At 67.7% G+C, this 18,410-nt stretch carries 13 protein-coding genes, 6 pseudogenes and 1 riboswitch; of the genes and pseudogenes, 13 read left to right on the top strand and 6 right to left on the bottom strand.

What is annotated here, in order from left to right; translation table 11 throughout:
- Window positions 1-12: 12 nt before the first annotated feature.
- Window positions 13-1,319, bottom strand: a pseudogene (locus IDM45_RS13365) (Glu/Leu/Phe/Val family dehydrogenase).
- Between the two features lie 220 nt (window positions 1,320-1,539).
- On the opposite strand from IDM45_RS13365, the gene IDM45_RS13360 reads away from it, so the two are divergent.
- A complete protein-coding gene (locus tag IDM45_RS13360; protein WP_209423294.1) occupies window positions 1,540-2,046 on the top strand; it encodes a PACE efflux transporter in 507 nt (168 codons plus the stop codon).
- Window positions 2,047-2,116: 70 nt separating this feature from the next.
- Here IDM45_RS13360 and IDM45_RS13355 read toward each other — a convergent pair whose 3' ends face one another.
- From IDM45_RS13355 to IDM45_RS13345, 3 genes are all read right to left on the bottom strand, one after another.
- On the bottom strand, window positions 2,117-2,710 hold the full coding sequence (locus IDM45_RS13355; RefSeq protein ID WP_325168980.1) for a DNA-3-methyladenine glycosylase: 594 nt from the start codon (window positions 2,708-2,710) through the stop codon (window positions 2,117-2,119).
- 67 nt (window positions 2,711-2,777) lie between these two features.
- Window positions 2,778-3,536 carry a hypothetical protein gene (locus IDM45_RS13350; RefSeq protein WP_209423293.1) on the bottom strand — a complete coding sequence of 253 codons (759 nt, stop codon included), beginning with the start codon at window positions 3,534-3,536 and terminating at the stop codon, window positions 2,778-2,780.
- Window positions 3,537-3,634: 98 nt separating this feature from the next.
- Window positions 3,635-3,820 carry a hypothetical protein gene (locus IDM45_RS13345; protein ID WP_209423292.1) on the bottom strand — a complete coding sequence of 62 codons (186 nt, stop codon included), beginning with the start codon at window positions 3,818-3,820 and terminating at the stop codon, window positions 3,635-3,637.
- A 69-nt stretch (window positions 3,821-3,889) separates the two neighbouring features.
- A riboswitch (S-adenosyl-L-homocysteine riboswitch) is annotated at window positions 3,890-4,000 on the top strand.
- 96 nt (window positions 4,001-4,096) lie between these two features.
- Here IDM45_RS13345 and metH point away from each other — a divergent pair.
- From metH to IDM45_RS13320, 6 genes and pseudogenes are all read left to right on the top strand, one after another.
- Complete coding sequence (metH, locus tag IDM45_RS13340; protein WP_209423291.1) at window positions 4,097-6,817, top strand: methionine synthase; 2,721 nt, start codon at window positions 4,097-4,099, stop codon at window positions 6,815-6,817.
- Window positions 6,818-6,981: 164 nt separating this feature from the next.
- Window positions 6,982-7,191, top strand: a pseudogene (locus tag IDM45_RS17745) (helix-turn-helix domain-containing protein); the annotation flags it as partial.
- A gap of 14 nt (window positions 7,192-7,205) precedes the next feature.
- Window positions 7,206-7,514: a transposase gene (locus IDM45_RS17740; protein WP_232653917.1), complete on the top strand. Its 309-nt coding sequence runs from the start codon at window positions 7,206-7,208 to the stop codon at window positions 7,512-7,514.
- 109 nt (window positions 7,515-7,623) lie between these two features.
- Entirely contained in the window at window positions 7,624-8,649 is a 1,026-nt protein-coding gene (locus tag IDM45_RS13330; RefSeq protein WP_209423290.1) for an ABC transporter substrate-binding protein, read from the top strand.
- A 7-nt stretch (window positions 8,650-8,656) separates the two neighbouring features.
- Complete coding sequence (locus IDM45_RS13325; protein WP_209423289.1) at window positions 8,657-9,469, top strand: ABC transporter ATP-binding protein; 813 nt, start codon at window positions 8,657-8,659, stop codon at window positions 9,467-9,469.
- 19 nt (window positions 9,470-9,488) lie between these two features.
- Window positions 9,489-10,316 (top strand): ABC transporter permease, encoded by an 828-nt coding sequence (locus tag IDM45_RS13320; protein WP_209423288.1) that lies wholly within the window; start codon window positions 9,489-9,491, stop codon window positions 10,314-10,316.
- Window positions 10,317-10,346: 30 nt separating this feature from the next.
- On the opposite strand, the gene IDM45_RS13315 is transcribed toward IDM45_RS13320, so the two are convergent.
- A complete protein-coding gene (locus IDM45_RS13315) occupies window positions 10,347-10,886 on the bottom strand; it encodes a shikimate kinase (RefSeq protein WP_209423287.1) in 540 nt (179 codons plus the stop codon).
- Window positions 10,887-11,017: 131 nt separating this feature from the next.
- On the opposite strand from IDM45_RS13315, the pseudogene IDM45_RS13310 reads away from it, so the two are divergent.
- Window positions 11,018-11,974, top strand: a pseudogene (locus IDM45_RS13310) (YihY/virulence factor BrkB family protein); the annotation flags it as partial.
- Window positions 11,975-12,149: 175 nt separating this feature from the next.
- Here the strand turns inward: IDM45_RS13310 and IDM45_RS13305 are convergent.
- On the bottom strand, window positions 12,150-12,923 hold the full coding sequence (locus tag IDM45_RS13305; RefSeq protein WP_209423285.1) for a ferredoxin--NADP reductase: 774 nt from the start codon (window positions 12,921-12,923) through the stop codon (window positions 12,150-12,152).
- A gap of 298 nt (window positions 12,924-13,221) precedes the next feature.
- Between IDM45_RS13305 and IDM45_RS13300 the strand changes: the two genes are divergently transcribed.
- The 5 genes and pseudogenes from IDM45_RS13300 to IDM45_RS13280 all read left to right on the top strand — a co-directional run.
- A complete protein-coding gene (locus tag IDM45_RS13300; protein ID WP_209423284.1) occupies window positions 13,222-14,430 on the top strand; it encodes an ABC transporter substrate-binding protein in 1,209 nt (402 codons plus the stop codon).
- 156 nt (window positions 14,431-14,586) lie between these two features.
- Window positions 14,587-16,493 (top strand): annotated as a pseudogene (locus IDM45_RS13295) (ABC transporter permease).
- Window positions 16,490-17,251: pseudogene (locus IDM45_RS13290) on the top strand (ABC transporter ATP-binding protein); the annotation flags it as partial. The pseudogenes IDM45_RS13295 and IDM45_RS13290, both read left to right, overlap by 4 nt.
- A 338-nt stretch (window positions 17,252-17,589) precedes the next feature.
- Window positions 17,590-18,249: an ABC transporter ATP-binding protein gene (locus IDM45_RS13285; protein WP_325168979.1), complete on the top strand. Its 660-nt coding sequence runs from the start codon at window positions 17,590-17,592 to the stop codon at window positions 18,247-18,249.
- A gap of 14 nt (window positions 18,250-18,263) precedes the next feature.
- Window positions 18,264-18,386 (top strand): annotated as a pseudogene (locus tag IDM45_RS13280) (type II toxin-antitoxin system MqsA family antitoxin); the annotation flags it as partial.
- Between the last annotated feature and the right edge of the window lie 24 nt (window positions 18,387-18,410).

Below are 18,410 nucleotides of genomic sequence, written 5' to 3'. Positions count from 1 at the left end.
GCAAGCGTTCTCTCAGGGATACAGCCCGCGCATCTCGCGTGCGTGCAGGATGCGCTTGCAGGCCACGATGAAGGTCGCGGTGCGCAAGGACACCTGGTGCTCCTGCGCCACCTGCCAGACGCCAGCAAAGGCGTTTTGCATGATGCGCACCAGCCGGTCGTTGATCTCGTCCTCCGTCCAGAAAAAACTGGTGAAGTCCTGCACCCACTCGAAATAGCTCACGGTGACGCCGCCGGCATTGGAGATCACGTCCGGCAGCACCAGCACACCATTGCCCTGCAGGATGTCGTCGGCCTCGGGCGTGGTCGGGCCGTTGGCGCCCTCGATGACCATGCGCGCGCGGATGCGGCCTGCGTTGGCGGCCGTGATCTGCCCCTCCAGCGCTGCCGGGATCAGGATGTCGCACGGCACCCCCAGAACTCCTCGCTGGCCATGGCTTCGGCACCGGCAAAGCCGCCCACGCCGCCCGTCTCCTGCACATGGGCCAGCAGCGCCGGCACATCCAGCCCGCCATCGTTGAACACGCTGCCGGTGTGATCCTGCACCGCCACCACCCGGGCGCCAGCCTCGGCAAACAGCCGGCCCGCCGTGCCGCCGACGTTGCCAAAGCCCTGCACGGCCACGCGCGCGCCCCCGATCTCCAGGCCGATATGCCGCGCCGCCTCCACCCCCACAGTGAACACGCCACGTCCGGTAGCCTCCAGGCGGCCCAGCGAGCCGCCCAGGTCGATGGGCTTGCCGGTGACCACGCCGGTCGAGGTCTCGCCCACGTTCATGGAATACGTGTCCATCATCCAGGCCATGATCTGGCCGTTGGTGTTCACGTCGGGCGCCGGGATGTCCTTGGTCGGGCCGATGATGATGCCGATCTCGCTGGTGTAGCGCCGCGTCAGGCGCTCCAGCTCGCCGCGCGAGAGCTTTCTCGGATCGACGCGGATGCCGCCCTTGGCGCCGCCGTAGGGCACGTTCACCGCCGCGTTCTTGATGCTCATCCAGGCCGACAGCGCCATGACCTCCGACAGCGTCACGTCCTGGTGAAAGCGCACGCCGCCCTTGCCCGGGCCGCGGCTGGTGTTGTGCTGCACGCGGTAGCCCTCGAAGTGGGCAATCGTGCCGTCGTCCATCTCGATGGGCACATCGACGATCAGCGCACGCTTGGGGCGCTTCAAGGTCTCCACCCAGCGTGCCAAGTTGCCCAGATAGGGCGTGACGCGGTCGATCTGCTGCAGATACACGCCCCAGGGGCCGAGGTGGGCGGGGTCGAGGTAGGAGGGCAGCGCGTGCTGGAGGTTGGACGAGGAAGAAGAGTGGCTGGACATGGCTGGCTCCTGGCCGGACGGGTGCCCGGCGCAACCGGGCTACTCTATGCCGCACTCGTGGCACTGTCCAACACTGGCGCCCAAGCGCTGCCGGGCCGCCTGTCCTATACGTTACCAAAAGCTATCAATTAAATAGCTGTCAGCGCTTGACTGGCAAGGGTTTTGGCCGCATTTTCCATTATGTTGCACTGCGGTATCGCCCCCTGCCTATACTGGCCCAATGCCTGAGAGCAACTCCCGCACACCCGTGCGCCGCCCATCTTCCCCGCCCCCCCTGATCCCCGGCCTGCAAGGCGCGCGCCGGCGGGTGGTCTTCGTCAGCCTGTACGAATTCATTGCCATCGTCGCCTCCAGCCTGCTGTTCATGGCCATCGGCCAGGAGGCGGCGGCCTCGGGCGTCATGTCGGTCGTGGCCTCGACGCTGGCCATCATCTGGAACGTGACCTTCAACCATCTGTTCGAGCGCTGGGAGGCGCGCCAGAGCGTCAAGGGTCGCTCGGTGCTGCGCCGCATCGTGCACGCCCTGGGCTTCGAGGGCGGGCTGGCGCTGATGCTGATCCCGCTGATGGCCTGGTGGTTCGGCGTCGGCCTGTGGCAGGCCACGCTGATGGAGGCCGGGCTGCTGGTGTTCTTCCTGGTCTATACCTACGCCTTCAACTGGGCCTTCGACCGCATCTTCGGCCTGCCCGCGTCGGCCCTGGCGCTGCCTGAAGCCACGCCCGCCTGAGCCAGTGCCGCAGGCCTGAAAAACCCGTAAAAAAGCCCGCAAACCCTTGCCAGACAAGCGTTGGCAGCTATCAAATTTTCTGAAAAGGCCGGCTCAAAAAACGCGAGCCAGCCGCGCCAAAGCGCCACGGCACATCCACTGCCCGGGTGATGCCAATGCGCGGGCCGACCACCAGGGCCGGCGCCGGCGCGGCGTCCTGTGGTGCCAGCAAGCTGAAAGGCGGCGCATCCAGCGGCAGATGGTCGAAGCTGCCGTCGATGCCCAGCGCCTGCGCCAGCCGCCCCGGCCCGGCGCACAGCAGGCGCACATCCCCGCCTTCGGGCAGCCTGCGCCGCGCGCGCATGGCCTCCAGGCCATGCGTGGGCTGCAGCGCGCGGATCAGCACGGCGGCGCCGTCCTCGGGCCGCCCGCACACCAGGTTCAGGCACCAATGCACGCCATACGAGCGATAGACATAGGCCCGCCCCGCCGGCCCGAACATGGCCGCGTTGCGCGCCGTCGGGCCGCGAAAGCTGTGCGAGGCCGGGTCGCTGGCGTCATAGGCCTCGGTCTCGACAATGCGCCCGCCCACGCCATCGACCAGCAGCGTGACGCCGATGAGCAGCGGGGCCAGCGCCTGGGCGGGCAGCGTGAAGTCGAGCGCGGCGGGCACCAGTGGCTGCACATCGGTGGCGGCAGCAGCGCCGGGCGCTGCGTGGGGGCGGGTGTCAGGCCCATGCGGTGGCCCGAGGTCAGCGCCCGCCTTGGAAGACGAAGAAGTCCACCGCCGACGGGGCCACGCTGGTAATGGTCAATCGCGTGCCATCGAGCAGCGCAATGCCCGCCACGGCAGTGCCGTGCGGCAGGGGGCAGCCATCGCCGGTGAACGACGCGCGCAGGTCATATACGCCGCGCCCACCGGGACGCACCCCGACGGAGCCGCGCACCAGGCAGGCTGGCGTGGGCTCGGTGGACATCAGGCCGCCGTCGGCATGGATGGTCAGCGCCAGCGGCGCCGGCCAGCCGCCCACGCTGCCGACATAGCTGCCAGCCAGTGCAGCGACGGGTGCCGTGCGCTCGTAGCCGGGCACATAGGTGCCGGAGAAGACATCAAAGACGAAGCCTGCCTCCAATTGGCGTTGCGGCACATAGCTGCCGCCGTAGAGCGACGAATGCACCTGCCCGGCGCGCTCGTAGTCCACCACCGCCGCCGAGCCGCGCAACTGCCCGCCGGAGGAGCTGCTGGAGCCATGAAACGCACCGTGGATGACCGGCCCGCGCGTATAGACGCCCCAGGTCTCGCCCGTGTCGAGGATGGTCAGCAGCACGTCATAGCCGGTCGAGGCGCGGCCCGCCCAGCGGCCCTCGGCCCCGGCGATGGGCCTGGCTGGCGGCGGGCCGGTGGACGGGTCATCGTCGCTGCTGCTGCCGCCGCCGCAGGCGCTGAGCAGCAAGGTAGCGGCAGCCGCAGCAGCCACGGACATACGCAGAAAAAATGGAGGTGTACGCATGGAGCAAGCCTTGGAGGGAAGGCCTGAATGTAGCGCGCCCCTGGCGCAGGCCAGCGCCAGCCAATGCCGGCCAGCCCAGGCCAGCGCTGCTTGGCTGATCAGCGCGCGCAAACCCAAATTTTGGCCGTGCCGTAATACGAGCCTTGATAAGCAAATGCCAGCGGGAAGCGCGATTGCGGCTTGGTGTCGAGCGAGATGAAGTGCAGCGGGAATTGCTGGCTGGCGTAATTTCTTTTGCCGTCTGCTTCTTGGGAATAGAAGCTGCCCGCGTAGCCTGACGGCAAGCTTGCGATGCGCTGCTGCGCCCGGGGTTGCTGCAGTCTTCCTAGAATCCCCCACTTTGACCCGCTTTCCCCGCCAAGGAGCGTTGCAGCGGCTGCCTTTTGTCTTGTCCTGTGTGTCGAGCGGCAGACCGTCAGGCTTGGCAGGGCGTGACCACAACCCATCAACGACGCTCACCTGTACCCCTTGATATCGACCCCACAGGTGAGCCTGATGACTTCCACTGGTACTGCAACCACTGCCTCCATTCCTGCTGTCGCTGCCGTGTGCGTTCCCCCATGAAGCTCTCCGGCCTGGAGCCGGTGCTGATCGGCGAGGACAGCCTGTTCGTCAACGTCGGCGAGCGCACCAACGTCACCGGCTCCAAGGCCTTTGCCCGGCTGATCCTGAACGAGGAATACGAAAAGGCCCTGTCCGTGGCGCGCCAGCAGGTGGAAAACGGCGCCCAGGTCATCGACGTGAACATGGACGAGGCCATGCTCGACAGCAAGGCGGCGATGGTGCGCTTCCTGAACCTGATCGCCTCCGAGCCGGACATCGCCCGCGTGCCGGTCATGGTGGACAGCTCCAAGTGGGAGGTCATCGAGGCCGGCCTGCGCTGCCTGCAGGGCAAGGGCATCGTCAACTCGATCAGCATGAAGGAGGGGCTGGAGGAGTTCCGGCGCCAGGCCCGGCTGATCCGCCGCTACGGCGCCGCCGCCGTGGTCATGGCCTTCGACGAGAAAGGCCAGGCCGACACCTTCGAGCGCAAGATCGAGATCTGCGAGCGCGCCTACCGCGTACTGGTCGATGAGGTGGGCTTTCCGCCCGAGGACATCATCTTCGACCCCAACATCTTCGCCATTGCCACCGGCATTGAGGAGCACGCCAACTACGCGGTGGACTTCATCGAGTCGGTGCGCTGGATCAAGGCCAACCTGCCGGGCGCCAAGGTCTCGGGCGGCGTGTCCAACGTGTCGTTTTCCTTTCGCGGCAACGACCCGGTGCGCGAGGCCATCCACACGGTGTTCCTGTACCACGCGATTGCCGCCGGCATGGACATGGGCATCGTCAACGCCGGCATGGTGGGGGTGTACGACGACCTCGACCCGGCCCTGCGCGAGCGCGTCGAGGACGTGGTGCTCAACCGCCGCCCGGATGCGGCGGAGCGATTGCTGGAGATCGCCGAGGCCACCAAGGGCGCGGCCAAGGACGACAGCAAGAAGCTCGAATGGCGCGGCACGCCCGACAACCCCAAGACCGTGGGCGAGCGCCTGTCGCACGCGCTGGTGCATGGCATCACCGACTTCATCGTGGACGACACCGAGGAGGCCTACCAGAACATCGTGGTGCAGGGCGGTGGCCGACCGCTGCACGTCATCGAAGGGCCGCTGATGGATGGCATGAACATCGTGGGCGACCTGTTCGGTGCGGGCAAGATGTTCCTGCCGCAGGTGGTGAAATCCGCCCGCGTGATGAAGCAGGCCGTGGCCCACCTGATTCCCTACATCGAGGAGGAAAAGCGCCAGCAGGAGGCCGCCGGCCTGGACGTGACCAGCAAGGGCAAGATCGTCATTGCCACTGTCAAGGGCGACGTGCACGACATCGGCAAGAACATCGTCACCGTGGTCTTGCAGTGCAACAACTTTGAGGTCATCAACATGGGCGTGATGGTGCCCTGCCACGAGATATTGGCGCGCGCCAAGGCCGAAGGGGCAGACATCGTCGGCCTGTCGGGCCTGATCACACCCAGCCTGGAGGAGATGCAGTACGTCGCCGGCGAGATGCACAAGGACGAGTATTTCCGCATCAAGAAAATTCCGCTCCTGATCGGCGGCGCGACCTGCTCGCGCGTACACACCGCCGTCAAGATCGCGCCGCAGTACGACGGGCCGGTGGTCTATGTGCCTGATGCGTCGCGCAGCGTGAGCGTGGCGCAGAGCCTGCTGGGCGAGGGCAAGGATCAGTACCTGGCCGAAGTCCAGGCCGACTACGACCACGTGCGCGAGCTGCACGCCAGAAAGAAGCGCGTGCCGCTGTGGCCCATCGACAAGGCCCGCGCCAATGCTACGCAGGTGGATTTCGTGCAGTTCCGGCCCACCGTGCCGCGCGCCCTGGGCCGGCGCGTGCTGCGCAACTTCGACCTGGCCGAGCTGGTGCGCTATCTGGACTGGGGGCCGTTCTTCCAGACCTGGGACTTGGCCGGGCCGTTTCCGGCCATCCTGGACGATGAAGTGGTGGGCGAACAGGCGCGACAGGTCTATGCCGATGGCCAGGCCATGCTGAAGAAGATCATCGAGGGCCGCTGGCTCACGGCTAATGGCGTGCTGGGTATCTACCCGGCCAACCGCGTGGGCGACGACATCGAGTTCTACACCGACGAGACGCGCAGCGAAGTGCTGATGACCTGGTACGGGATGCGCCAGCAGACGGAAAAGCAGGTGGACGCCGAGGGCCGGCTGCGCCCCAGCCGCTGCCTGGCGGACTTCGTGGCGACCAGGGAGTCGGGCATTGCCGACTACGCCGGCCTGTTCGCCGTCACGGCGGGCATAGGCGCGGAGAAGAAGGAAAAGGAATTCCTGGACGCGCTGGACGACTACTCCAACATCCTGTTCAAGGCCATTGCCGACCGTCTGGCCGAGGCTTTTGCCGAGTGCCTGCACGAGCGCGTGCGCCGCGATCTGTGGGGCTATGCGGCGGATGAAACCCTGAGCAACGAGGATCTCATCAAGGAAAAATACCAGGGCATCCGCCCCGCGCCCGGCTACCCGGCCTGCCCGGATCACACGGCCAAGGTCGATCTGTTCAAGGTGCTCGATGCACCCGAGATCGGTATGGAGCTGACCGACAGCTTCGCCATGTACCCGGCGTCCAGTGTCAGCGGCTTTTACATCGCCCACCCGCAGGCGACGTATTTCAGCGTTGGGCAGATCGGCGACGACCAGGTGCAGGACATGGCGCAGCGCCGGAGCATGGACGTGGACGAGCTGCGCCGGCGGCTGGCGCCGAATCTGGGGTGAGACAGGCAGAGCATCTTGAGACCCTTGGATCTGGGGGCGGCGGGAGTTGCGGTTTCTACGGGTCGGACAGTGATCGGATTGCGCGTCAAAGCCCGCCCTTCAGGGCTGGGAAGGAAAGCGCGGACACCGAAGGCGTCCTGAAATAACTGTCTATTCATACAGGTATGCAACGCCTGCAAGCCTTCAAATTCGAGCTTCGCCCCAACGGCGGGCAAGCGCTTGCCATGCGCCGCTTTGCCGGGGCGTGCCGTTTCGTCTTCAACAAGGCGCTGGCGCTGCAAAAGGCCAACCATGAAGCGGGCGGCAAATTCATCGGCTACGTGGCGCTGGCCAAGCACCTGACCGCATGGCGCAACGGCTCTGAAACGCCTTGGCCTGGACTGGGGGAATGCTGATTGCCGTGCCGCCGCACAACACCAGCAGAACCTGCCCCGAGTGCGGCTGCGTGAGCGCGGACAACCGCAGGGCGCAGGCCGTGTTCAGGTGCATCGAATGCGGGCGCGAAGGCCACGCCGATCACACCGGCGCGATCAACATACTGGCGCGGGGACACCGCGTAGCAGCCTGTGGAGAGGACGTCAGCCGTGCAAGGCCCGCAAGGGCCAAGCGTGCAGCCTCGGTGAAGCAGGAACCCGCCGAGGCGACTGGTTCAGGCGTTGCGCCTGCAATGAGCGCGGTAGGAATCCCACGCCTTTAGGCGGGGGAGGATGTCAAGGGTACGTGGCTATCATGGCCCGCTGCGCCCCGCCGCTGGCCCGTGCCAGCCGCCGAGGATGTTTTTTTTCTGACAACAGGAGAGCCTCACTATGCAACGACGCCACCTTATCGCCGGCGGCCTGGCCGCTGCCGCGCTGCCCGGCTTCAGCTTCGCCCAGACGCTGGAAAAAACCAAGCTGACCATCGCTGTCGGCGGCAAGAACCTGTTCTATTACCTGCCGCTGACCATTGCCGAGCAGCAGGGCTACTTCAAGGATGAGGGGCTGGACGTCACCATCGTGGACTTTGCCGGCGGCTCGCGCGCGCTGCAGGCGGTGGTGGGTGGCAGTGCCGATGTGGTCTCGGGCGCGTTCGAGCACACCATCAACATGCAGCTCAAGGGCCAACCCATGCGCGCCTTCGTGCTGCAGGGCGCAGCGCCCCAGGTGGTGCTGGGCGTCAACCCCAAGACCATGCCCAACTTCAAGTCGGTGGCTGATCTCAAGGGCAAGAAGATTGGCGTCACGGCGCCGGGCAGCTCCACCAACATCGTCGCCAACTACGTGCTGGCCAAGGCGGGGCTCAAACCCAGCGATGTGAGCTTCGTCGGCGTGGGTGCGGGCAATGGCGCCGTGGCGGCGATGCGTGCCGGGCAGATCGATGCCATCTCCAACCTTGATCCGGTCATCACGCTGCTGGTGCGCTCGGGCGACCTGCGGATCGTCTCCGACACGCGCAAGATGGACGAGGCCGAGCAGGTCTTCGGCGGCCCCATGCCGGCGGGCTGCCTGTACGCGCCGCAGCCGTTCCTGGACAAGAACCCCAACACTGCCCAGGCCCTGGTCAACGCCATGGTGCGTGCCGACAAGTGGATCCAGCAGGCCGGCGGCGGCGATGTCATCAAGGTCGTGCCCGAGAGCTATCTGCTGGGTGACCGGGCCGTCTATATCGATGGCTTTCTGGCGTCCAAGCAGGCCTTGTCGCCCGATGGCAGCTTCCCGGCCAGGGGCGCGGAGACGGCCCTGCGCGCGCTGGCCAGCATCGACCCCAAGCTGGATGCGAAGAAGGTCGATCTGAATGCCATCTACACCAACGATTTCGTCAAGCGGGCCAACGCCAAATATCCCAAGGGCTGATGTGGCAATGAGTGCTCCCGCAATCGAGTTGCAAGGGGTGGCCTGCACCTTCACGGACAAGGACAACCCCGCTCAGCGCTACACCGCCGTGAGCGGCGTGAACCTGACCGTGGGCGCCGGCGAGTTCGTCAGCGTGGTCGGCCCCACGGGCTGCGGCAAGAGCACGCTGCTCAACGTGGCTGCTGGCCTGCTGGTGCCTTCCGAGGGCAGCGTGCGCATCTTCGGCCAGCCGCTGGCGGGCATCAACGCCCGCGCCGGCTACATGTTCCAGGCCGAGAGCCTGATGCCCTGGCGCACGGCGCTGGCCAACGTCATGGCAGGTCTGCAGTTTCGCGGCGTGCCCGAGGCGCAGGCCCGCGCCCAGGCGCAGGATTGGCTGCGCCGCGTGGGCCTGGGCAATTTCGGGGATCGCTACCCGCACCAGATGAGCGGCGGCATGAGAAAGCGCGCCAGCCTGGCACAGACCCTAGTCATGGATCCGGACATCATCCTGATGGACGAGCCGTTCTCGGCACTGGACATCCAGACGCGCCAGCTCATGGAAAACGAGGTGCTCGACCTGTGGCAGCGCAAGAAAAAGGCCGTGCTGTTCATCACGCACGACCTGGACGAGGCGATTGCCATGAGCGACCGGGTGGTGGTGCTGAGTGCCGGCCCGGCCTCGCACCCCATCGGCGAGTTCGCGATCGACATCGAGCGCCCGCGCGATGTGGCCGAGGTCAAGATGACGCCGCGCTTCCTGGAGCTGCACGCCGCCATCTGGGACGAGCTGCGCGGCGAGGTGCTCAAGGGCTATCAGCAACAACTGCAACGCGCCTGATGCCAGGCGCCGTCCGACCATGTGGAATCTGATCAAACCGCGCCCGGCCACGCTGCGGCTGTGGCAACTGGCGCTGCTGGTGGCGCTGTTCGTGTTCTGGCACGTCATGACCCGACCGGGCGTGATCCCGCCCTTCATGTTCGACAACGACCAGCAGGCGGCGTTCTTCTTCGGCGAGCCTTTGAAGATCCTTGGCCGCATCTGGGACTGGTTCGTGGTGGATGCCGACATCTATCAGCACCTGTGGATCACCCTGGCCGAGACGGTGCTGGCTTTTGCCATCGGCGCTGCCGGCGGCCTCGCGGGCGGGCTGTGGCTGGCACTGTCGCCCATGGCCTCGGCCATCCTGGAGCCCTACATCAAGGCGGCCAACGCCATGCCGCGCATCATCCTGGCGCCCATCTTTGCCGTGTGGTTCGGCCTGGGGATAGGCTCCAAGGTGGCCCTGGGCGTGACGCTGGTGTTCTTCATCGTGTTCTTCAACGTCTATCAGGGCGTGCGCGAAGTCAGTCCGGTCATCCTGGCCAACGCCCGCATGTTGGGTGCCAGCCAGCGCCAGTTGCTGCGCCACGTCTATCTGCCCAGTGCCACGAGCTGGGTCTTCAGTTCGCTGCATACCAGCGTGGGGCTGGCCTTCGTCGGTGCGGTGGTGGGCGAGTACCTGGGCTCCAGCCAGGGCGTGGGCTATCTGATCCTGCAGGCCGAGGGCAGCTTCGACATCAACACGGTGATGGCCGGCATTCTGGTGCTGACGGCGTTTGCCCTGGCGCTGGACGCCGCAGTCGGGCGCATCGAGCGGCGCCTGATGCGCTGGCAGCCGCAGGCGGGGGACGGGGGCAAGCTGTAGCTGTTGGCTGCCTGAAGGCCAGCCAGTCAGTCAGCGCGGTGCGGCTGCGCCGGCTCCTGCCTGCAGCAGTTCCAGCGCCAGGTTGACCAGGCCCGCCACCGTCGGGCGGGGCAGCTCCAGGAGGTGCTGCGCAGCCTCGCGGTACAGCGGGTCGCGCACGCGGTACAACTCGCGCAGGCGTGCCAGCGGATCGGCGACCTGCAGCAGAGGCCGGCTCTGGTCGTGGCGCAGGCGACGCAGCAAGTCCTCGGGCGTGGCGTGCAGGTACAGCACCTGTCCGGCGCCAGCGCGCAGGGCGGCGCGGTTGGCCGGGCGCAGCACCACGCCGCCGCCGGTGGACAGCACCATGGGGCCGTCCTGGGCCGTCAGCTCGGCCAGCAACTGCTCCTCATGGTTGCGAAAGCTTTCCTCGCCGCACTGCTCGAAATACTGGCGGATGCTGCTGCCCAGGCGCTCCTCCAGCAATTGATCCATGTCGATGAAGGGTGCCTGCAGGCGGCGCGCCAACTGGCGCCCCACGGTGGTCTTGCCGGAGCCGGGCATACCGATGAGGGCGCAGCGCGTTTGCATGGGAAGGTGCTTGTCTGGATCAGGGAAGAAGGCGGCAGGCGGGGCGCCAGGGACTGGCTGCCGAGTGTACGGGCCTGCCGATGCGGTCTGCGCCGACACGCCTGGTTGCAAAGCTTGCCGACAATGCCGCCATGCCAGCATTTCCGAACAAGCTCCAGGCGCTCAAGACATGGGCGCAGCCGCTGCTCAGGCCCATACGGCCGTTTTTCCGGGCCGTGTCCCTGTGGTCGGGCGCGGACGGGCTGCGCATGAGCGCCGCCATGTCGTTCTACGGGATGCTCAGCCTGGCACCTCTCTTGCTGTTGCTGGTGGGCGTGCTGGGCTGGTGGTTCGACCGCTCCTACCTGGAGAGCAACCTGATCGCCCAGGTGCAGGGTGTGGCCGGCAATCGCGTAGCCGGCGTGGTGCGCGATGCGTTGGCCAGCGCGCAGGAGCCGGCGGAAGGGCGGCTGGCCGCCATCGCTGCCTTCGTGCTGCTGCTGTCGGGGGCCAGCGGGGTGTTCGTCGAGCTGCAGAACTCGCTGGAGCGTCTGTGGGAGGCCGGGCGCGGCGAGCATTCCGGCGAGGCTGCGGCCAGGCCCGCCTGGTGGCGGCTGGCCTCGTTGCGCCTGCGCGGGCTGGCCTACATCCTGGCCATCGGCTTCTTGCTGCTGGTGTCGCTGGTGCTGTCCACGGCCATCAAGGTGTTGTCCACATGGGCCAGCGAGTGGCTGCCCTTTGGCTCGGGGCTGGTCTCGGGCCTGATCAGCGAGGGTGTGGCCATGGGCGTGACGGTGCTGCTGTTCGTCGGCCTGATGCGCATCGGCGGCGGGCACCGGCCACCGCTGCGCTTCCTGTTCTTCGGCGGCTTTATTGGTGCCGTCTTTTTCACCGTCGGCAAGCAGGCGCTGGCGCTGTACCTGTCCACCGCCGCCGTGGTCTCGGCCTATGGCGCGGCGGGTTCGCTGGTGGTGCTGCTGATGTGGATTTATTTTTCCTCGGCGGTGCTGCTGTTTGCCGCCAGCAGCGCGCGCGCGCTGCACGAGCAACGGCGCCCGCAGGACGCGCACACGGCACCGGCAGCGCACCAGCGCCCGGCTCGGCAGGGCAGTGCTGCGCCCGGCAGCCGGGCCACGCTGGCTGCCCGCTCCGGTGGCTGTGCAGTTCCTGCCACCCCGGTCGGCCCGCCCAGCTTCGAGCAGGCTGCCGACCTGGCTGAGCTGGCGCGCATGGCCCGGGGCGAGCCGGGCCGCCAGCCCACGTCCAGCGCTTGAAGTGCTGCGCCTATTTCTCGACGAAGGCGCGCTCGATCACGAAGTCGCCTGGGCGCGTGGTGTTGCCTTCCTCGAAGTCGCGCTTTTCCAGCAATTCCTTGAGCGTGGCCAGCATCTCCGGGCTGCCGCACAGCATGACGCGGTCTTCCAGCGGCGACAGCGGCGGCACGCCCAGGTCGGCAAACAGCTTGCCGCTGTCGATCAGCTCGTTGATGCGGCCCTGGTTGCGAAACGGCTCGCGCGTCACCGTCGGGTAGTACTTGAGCTGCGCCGAGACCATCTCGCCCAGGATTTCATGCTGCGGCAACTCCTTGGTCAGGTAGTCGTGGTAGGCCAGCTCGGCCACCTCGCGCACGCCGTGGATCAGGATGACCTCCTCGAATTTCTCGTAGGTTTCCGGGTCGCGGATGACGCTCATGAAGGGCGCCAGGCCGGTGCCGGTGGACATCAGGTACAGCCGCTTGGCCGGCAGCAGATAGTCGATCAGGAGCGTGCCCGTGGGCTTCTTGCCGACGATGATGGTGTCGCCCACCTGGATGTGCTGCAGGCGCGAGGTCAGCGGGCCGTCGGGCACCTTGATGGACAGGAATTCCAGATGCTCCTCGTAGTTGGCGCTGACGACGCTGTAGGCGCGCAGCAGTGGCTTGCCGTCCACCTTCAGGCCAATCATGGTGAAGTGGCCGTTGGAAAACCGCAGGGCGGTGTCGCGGGTGGTGGTGAAGGAAAACAGGCGGTCAGTCCAGTGGTGTACCGACAGGACACGTTCTTCGAGGAAAGCGCTCATTGCAGGAATGGATCAGCAGTGGATCGGGGAGTGGAAAAATCGGATCAGATCGGATGCCAGAGGTTGCGGCAGCCGGGGCGGCAATGTCGCGGTTTTTTTATGCGGCATGGGCATAAGCCGATATTTATAAGCCAGCATTGATAAATCGTCGGCCTGTCGCGATGCGTTCTGCCTTCGGTTGGCCAACCGTTTGCCATCAGGACAAACCCGCAAATTGTGGAGCAAACTCCCGCCCCGGGTACATTTGCCTCCCCCTGCACTGACCTGCAACAAAGGATTGCGAAAGGATTGCGTCGCCATGCCTCTTCGTCTGCGCGCCCGCGCCACCTCCGTCTTTGCCCTCGGCGTCCTGGCCGCCAGCCTGGCCCAGGCCCAGGGTAGCTACAAGCTGGGCGAGATCAACAGCTACAAGGCCCAGCCGGCCTTCCTGGAGCCCTACAAGAAAGGCATGGAACTGGCCGTCGAGCAGGTCAATGCCACCGGCGGCGTCAACGGCAAGAAGCTGGTGCTGCTCACGCGCGACGACAACGGCACGCCGGGCGACGCCGTGCGCGCTGCCGAGGAGCTGATTGCGCGCGAGAAGATCGACGTGCTCATGGGCAGTTTCCTGTCGCACGTCGGCCTGGCGCTGACCGACTACGCGCAGCAGAAAAAACGCTTCTTCCTGGCCGCCGAGCCGCTCACCGACAAGATCGTCTGGGAACAGGGCAACCGCTACACCTTCCGCCTGCGGCCCTCGACCTACATGCAGGTGGCCATGCTGGTGCCCGAGGCGGTGCGGCTGAACAGGAAGCGCTGGGCCATCGTCTATCCCAACTACGAATACGGCCAGTCGGCGGTGGCGACCTTCAAGAAGCTGCTGGCCGAGGCCCAGCCGGGCGTGGAGTTCGTCGCCGAGCAGGCCACGCCCCTGGGCAAGGTGGACGCCGGCAGCGTGGTGCAGGCGCTGCAGGATGCCAGGCCGGACGCCATCTTCAACGTGCTGTTTGCTGCCGATCTGGCCAGGTTCGTGCGCGAGGGCAACACGCGCGGCCTGTTCGAGGGCCGCGCCGTGGTCAGCCTGCTGTCGGGCGAGCCGGAATACCTGGACACGCTCAAGACCGAGACGCCCGATGGCTGGATCGTCACCGGCTACCCCTGGTATGCCATCAAGACGCCCGAGCATCAGGCGTTTCTGGACGCCTACCAAAAGCGCTTCAAGGACTATCCGCGCGCCGGCTCGGTGGTGGGCTACAACGCCGTGCTGTCGGTCGCGGCGGGGCTGAAGAAGGCCGGCTCGGCCGACACGGAAAAGCTGATCGCCGCCTTTCGCGGGCTGGAAGTCGCCACGCCGTTCGGCCCCATCACCTACCGCGTGCAGGATCACCAGTCCACCATGGGTGCCTACGTCGGCAGGACGGCCCAGCAGCAGGGCAAGGGCGTGATGGTGGACTTCAGCTACATGGACGGCGGCAAGTTCCAGCCCTCGGACGCCGAGGTGGCCAGGCTGCGGCCTGCGGGCAAGTGAGCCTGGCGGTGGCGGCCACCCGCAGGGGCTGGCCCCCATCCCAGTCTTCCCCCAGGGGGCAGCTGTGCCCCGGGTCTTGCTCCCTCTCTCCCTGGCAGAGGGCTGGGGTGAGGGCCGGCTGGCCATGGGCGCAACACCCGCCCGAGACCTCGCCCCATGACCCTGTCCAGCCTGCTCGTCCAATTGCTCAACGGCCTGGCCGGCGCGTCCACATTGTTTCTGGTCGCCGCCGGCCTGTCGCTGATCTTCGGTGTCACGCGCATCGTCAATTTCGCGCATGGCTCGCTGTACATGCTGGGCCTGTACGTGGCGTACTCCAGCGTCGAGCACCTGGCCGCCAGCATCGGCTTCTGGCCGGCACTGCTGCTGGCGCCGCTGGCCATCGGCGCCCTGGGCGCGCTGGTCGAGGTGCTGCTGCTGCGCCGCATCTACCATGCGCCCGAGCTGCTGCAGCTGCTGGCGACCTTCGCCCTGGTGTTGATCATCAAGGACGCAGCGCTGGCCCTGTGGGGCGCGCAGGAGCTGTTCGGCCCGCGTGCGCCCGGGCTGGAGGGAGCAATACAGATTCTGGGGCGGCGCTTTCCGGTCTATGACCTGTTCCTGATCGCCGCCGGGCCGCTGGTGCTCTTGCTGCTGCACCTGCTGCTGACGCGCACGCGCTGGGGCACGCTGGTGCGCGCGGCCACGCAAGACCGGGAGATGCTGGGCGCGCTGGGCGTGAACCAGGCCTGGCTGTTCACGGCAGTCTTTGCCCTGGGCGCGCTGCTGGCCGGCCTGGGCGGCGCGCTGCAGCTGCCACGCGAGCCAGCCAGCCTGGAGCTGGACATGCTGACCATAGGCGCGGCCTTCGTCGTGGTGGTGGCCGGCGGCATGGGTTCGCTGCCGGGGCCTTCGTTGCCGCACTGGTCATTGCCGAGGCCAAGGCGGTCTTCATCTGGCTGGGCGTGCAGCACATCGGCGGCGCCGAGGTGGACTTTCCCAAGCTCACGCTGGTGGTGGAGTTCGCCGTCATGGCCGCCGTGCTGGTCTGGCGGCCCTGGGGCCTGCTGGGCCGCCCGCACGAGGCCACGCGCGCCCCCAGTGCGCCCGAGCTGCCGCTGCGCCCGGTAGGCCGCGCCGCCAGCGCCGGCTGGGCGGCGCTGCTGCTGGTGCTGGCGCTGCTGCCGTTGCTCACCGGCGGCGGCAGCTACGCCACGGTGCTGCTGGCCGATATCGCCCTGGCGGCGCTGCTGGCGGCCAGCCTGCATTTCATCGCCGGGCCGGGCGGGATGCACTCCTTTGGCCATGCGGCCTATTTCGGTGCCGGGGCTTATGCGGCGGCGCTGCTGGCGCGCGGCAGCGGCCTGCCCCTGCCGGCGGTGCTGGCGCTGGCGGCGCTGGGCGGTGCGGCCCTGGCGCTGGTCTATGGCGCGCTGTGCGTGCGCCTGAGCGGCGTGCCGCTGAGCATGTTGACGCTGGCGCTGGCGCAGATCACCTGGGCCGTGGCCTGGCAGTGGGATGCGGTGACCGGTGGCAGCAACGGCCTGACGGGCGTCTGGCCCCCTGAGTGGCTGGCCGAGGGCGCGCGCTTTTACTGGCTGGTGCTGGCGCTGGCCGCCGCTGCCTTGTACGCGCTGCGGCGCGTGCTGTTCGCGCCCCTGGGCTGGGCGCTGCGTGCGGCGCGCGACTCGGCCCTGCGCGCCGAGGCCGTGGGCCTGCACGTGCGCGGCGTGCGCTGGGCGGCCTTCACGCTGGCCGGGCTGGTGGCCGGGCTGGGCGGGGCGCTGTTTGCCTACTCCAAGGGCGGCGTGGCACCGGACGTGCTGAGCGTCAACCGCTCGGTCGATGCCTTGGTCATGGTGCTGCTGGGCGGGGTGCAGCAGCTCGCCGGCCCCATCGTCGGCGCGGCGGCCTTCACCTGGCTGCACGACAGCGTGGCCCGGGCCAGCGAATACTGGCGCGCCTGGATGGGCGGGGCCATGCTGCTGCTGATCTTGCTGTTTCCAAAGGGAATTTCGGGTTTTACCCAATACTGGCAAGCGCGAGCAGCTATCAAAAAAAGAGTGAATGAGGTGCCGGCATGAATGTATCGGCACCCGCCCTGCTGCAGATCGCGGGCCTGCACAAATCCTTTGGCGGCGTGCAGGCGGTGCAGGGCCTGTCGCTGCAGTTGCACGCGGGCGAGTTGCTGGCGCTGATCGGCCCCAACGGCGCGGGTAAGACCACCAGCTTCAACATGGTCGGCGGCCAGCTGGTACCCGACGCCGGGCGCGTGCTGCTGGCCGGGCGGGACATCACCGGCGTGCCGCCGCGCCGCCTGGCGCGCCTGGGCGTGGGACGCACCTTCCAGATCGCGCAGACCTTCCAGAGCTTCACGGTGCTGGAGAACGTGCAGTTGGCGCTGCTGGCGCAGGACGGACTGGCCGGGCTGCTCGGGCGCTGGTGGCGGCGCGCGGCGCGGCATCGCCCGCAGGACGCGCTGGCGCTGCTGGTGCAGGTCGGCATGGACGAGCAGGCGGCCCGGCCCTGCAGCGAGCTGGCCTATGGCGACGTCAAGCGCGTCGAGCTGGCCATCGCCCTGGCCGGCGCGCCGTGCCTGCTGCTGATGGACGAGCCCACAGCCGGCATGGCGCCGGGCGAGCGCGTGGCGCTGATGGCGTTGGTGCGGCGCATCGCGCGCGAGCGGCAGATGGGCGTGCTGTTCACCGAGCACAGCATGGACGTGGTGTTCGGCCAGGCCGACCGCGTGGCGGTGCTGGTGCGCGGGCAGCTGCTGGCCGAGGGCGCGCCGCAGGAGATTCAGGCAGATGCGCGGGTGCAGCAGGCGTATCTGGGGGCGGGTTTTGCAGCGGCGGACGGGCCGGGTGAAGCGTCGGGGGATGCCAGCCTCGCTGGCCCTCACCCCAGCCCTCTCCCAGAGGGAGAGGGAGCAAGACCGGGTACCGCTACGCCAGAGCCTTCGCTCCCTCTCCCCACTGAGGAGAAGACTGACGCAGCCAGAAAATGGCCGACAGCGCAGCAGTCTTCACTTCCTCTGCCCTCTGGGGAGAGGGCTGGGGTGAGGGGCCGGCCCGCCCAGGGCGCTCCCCATCCCCCGCCGCCCCTGCCGCCGCTGCCCCGCCCCTGCTCACCGTCCAGCACCTGCACGCCTGGTACGGCGCCGCGCACGTCCTGCACGGCGTGTCGCTGCACGTTGCCCCCGGCGAGGTCGTGGCCCTGATGGGGCGCAACGGCGCGGGCAAGTCCACCACGCTCAAGGGCATCGCCGGCCTGCTGGCGCGCACGCAGGGCGACGTGGCCTTTCTGGGCCAGCCTATCGCCGGCCTGCCGGCACACCGCATCGCCCGCCTGGGCCTGGGCTATGTGCCCGAGGAGCGGCGCATCTTCACCGATCTCACCGTGCTGCAAAACCTCGAAGCGGGCCGCCAGAGCCCGCGCGCCCGCCCGGACGGCACGCCCCTGCCATCCTGGACGCCCGAGCGTCTGTTTGCGCTGTTTCCCAACCTGGGCGAGATGCCGCAGCGCCCCGGCGGGCGCATGAGCGGCGGCGAGCAGCAGATGCTGTCGGTGGCGCGCACGCTGATGGGCCAGCCGCTGGCGGTGCTGCTCGACGAGCCGTCCGAGGGCGTCGCCCCCCTGATCGCCCAGCAGATGGCGCGCGCCATCGCCGAGCTTAAGCGCCAGGGCCTGGGCGTCCTGCTGTGCGAGCAGAACCTGCCCTTCGCTGCCGCCGTGGCGGATCGTGCCTGTGTGCTGGAAAAGGGCCGCATCGTGCACGAGGCCCCGATGGCCGAGCTGGTGGCCGACGAGGCAGCGCGGCGGATGTATCTGGGGGTGTAGGTTGACAGGGTGACGGCGGGGTCAACGCTTTTTCGCGCTACGAGACCGGCAGGACGCGCCCGCCGCTGGCCCTGGTGCAGCTACTGAAACTGCTGGAGCGGCATCCGCATCTGCTCCAGGAGATGCGGCAGGCCTGAGCCAGTCTCTTGCCCCCTCTCCCG

The sequence above is a fragment of the Melaminivora jejuensis genome, assembly GCF_017811175.1.
In the GTDB taxonomy this organism is placed as follows: domain Bacteria; phylum Pseudomonadota; class Gammaproteobacteria; order Burkholderiales; family Burkholderiaceae_C; genus Melaminivora; species Melaminivora jejuensis.
This window is presented reverse-complemented; position numbering and strand designations above follow the sequence as displayed.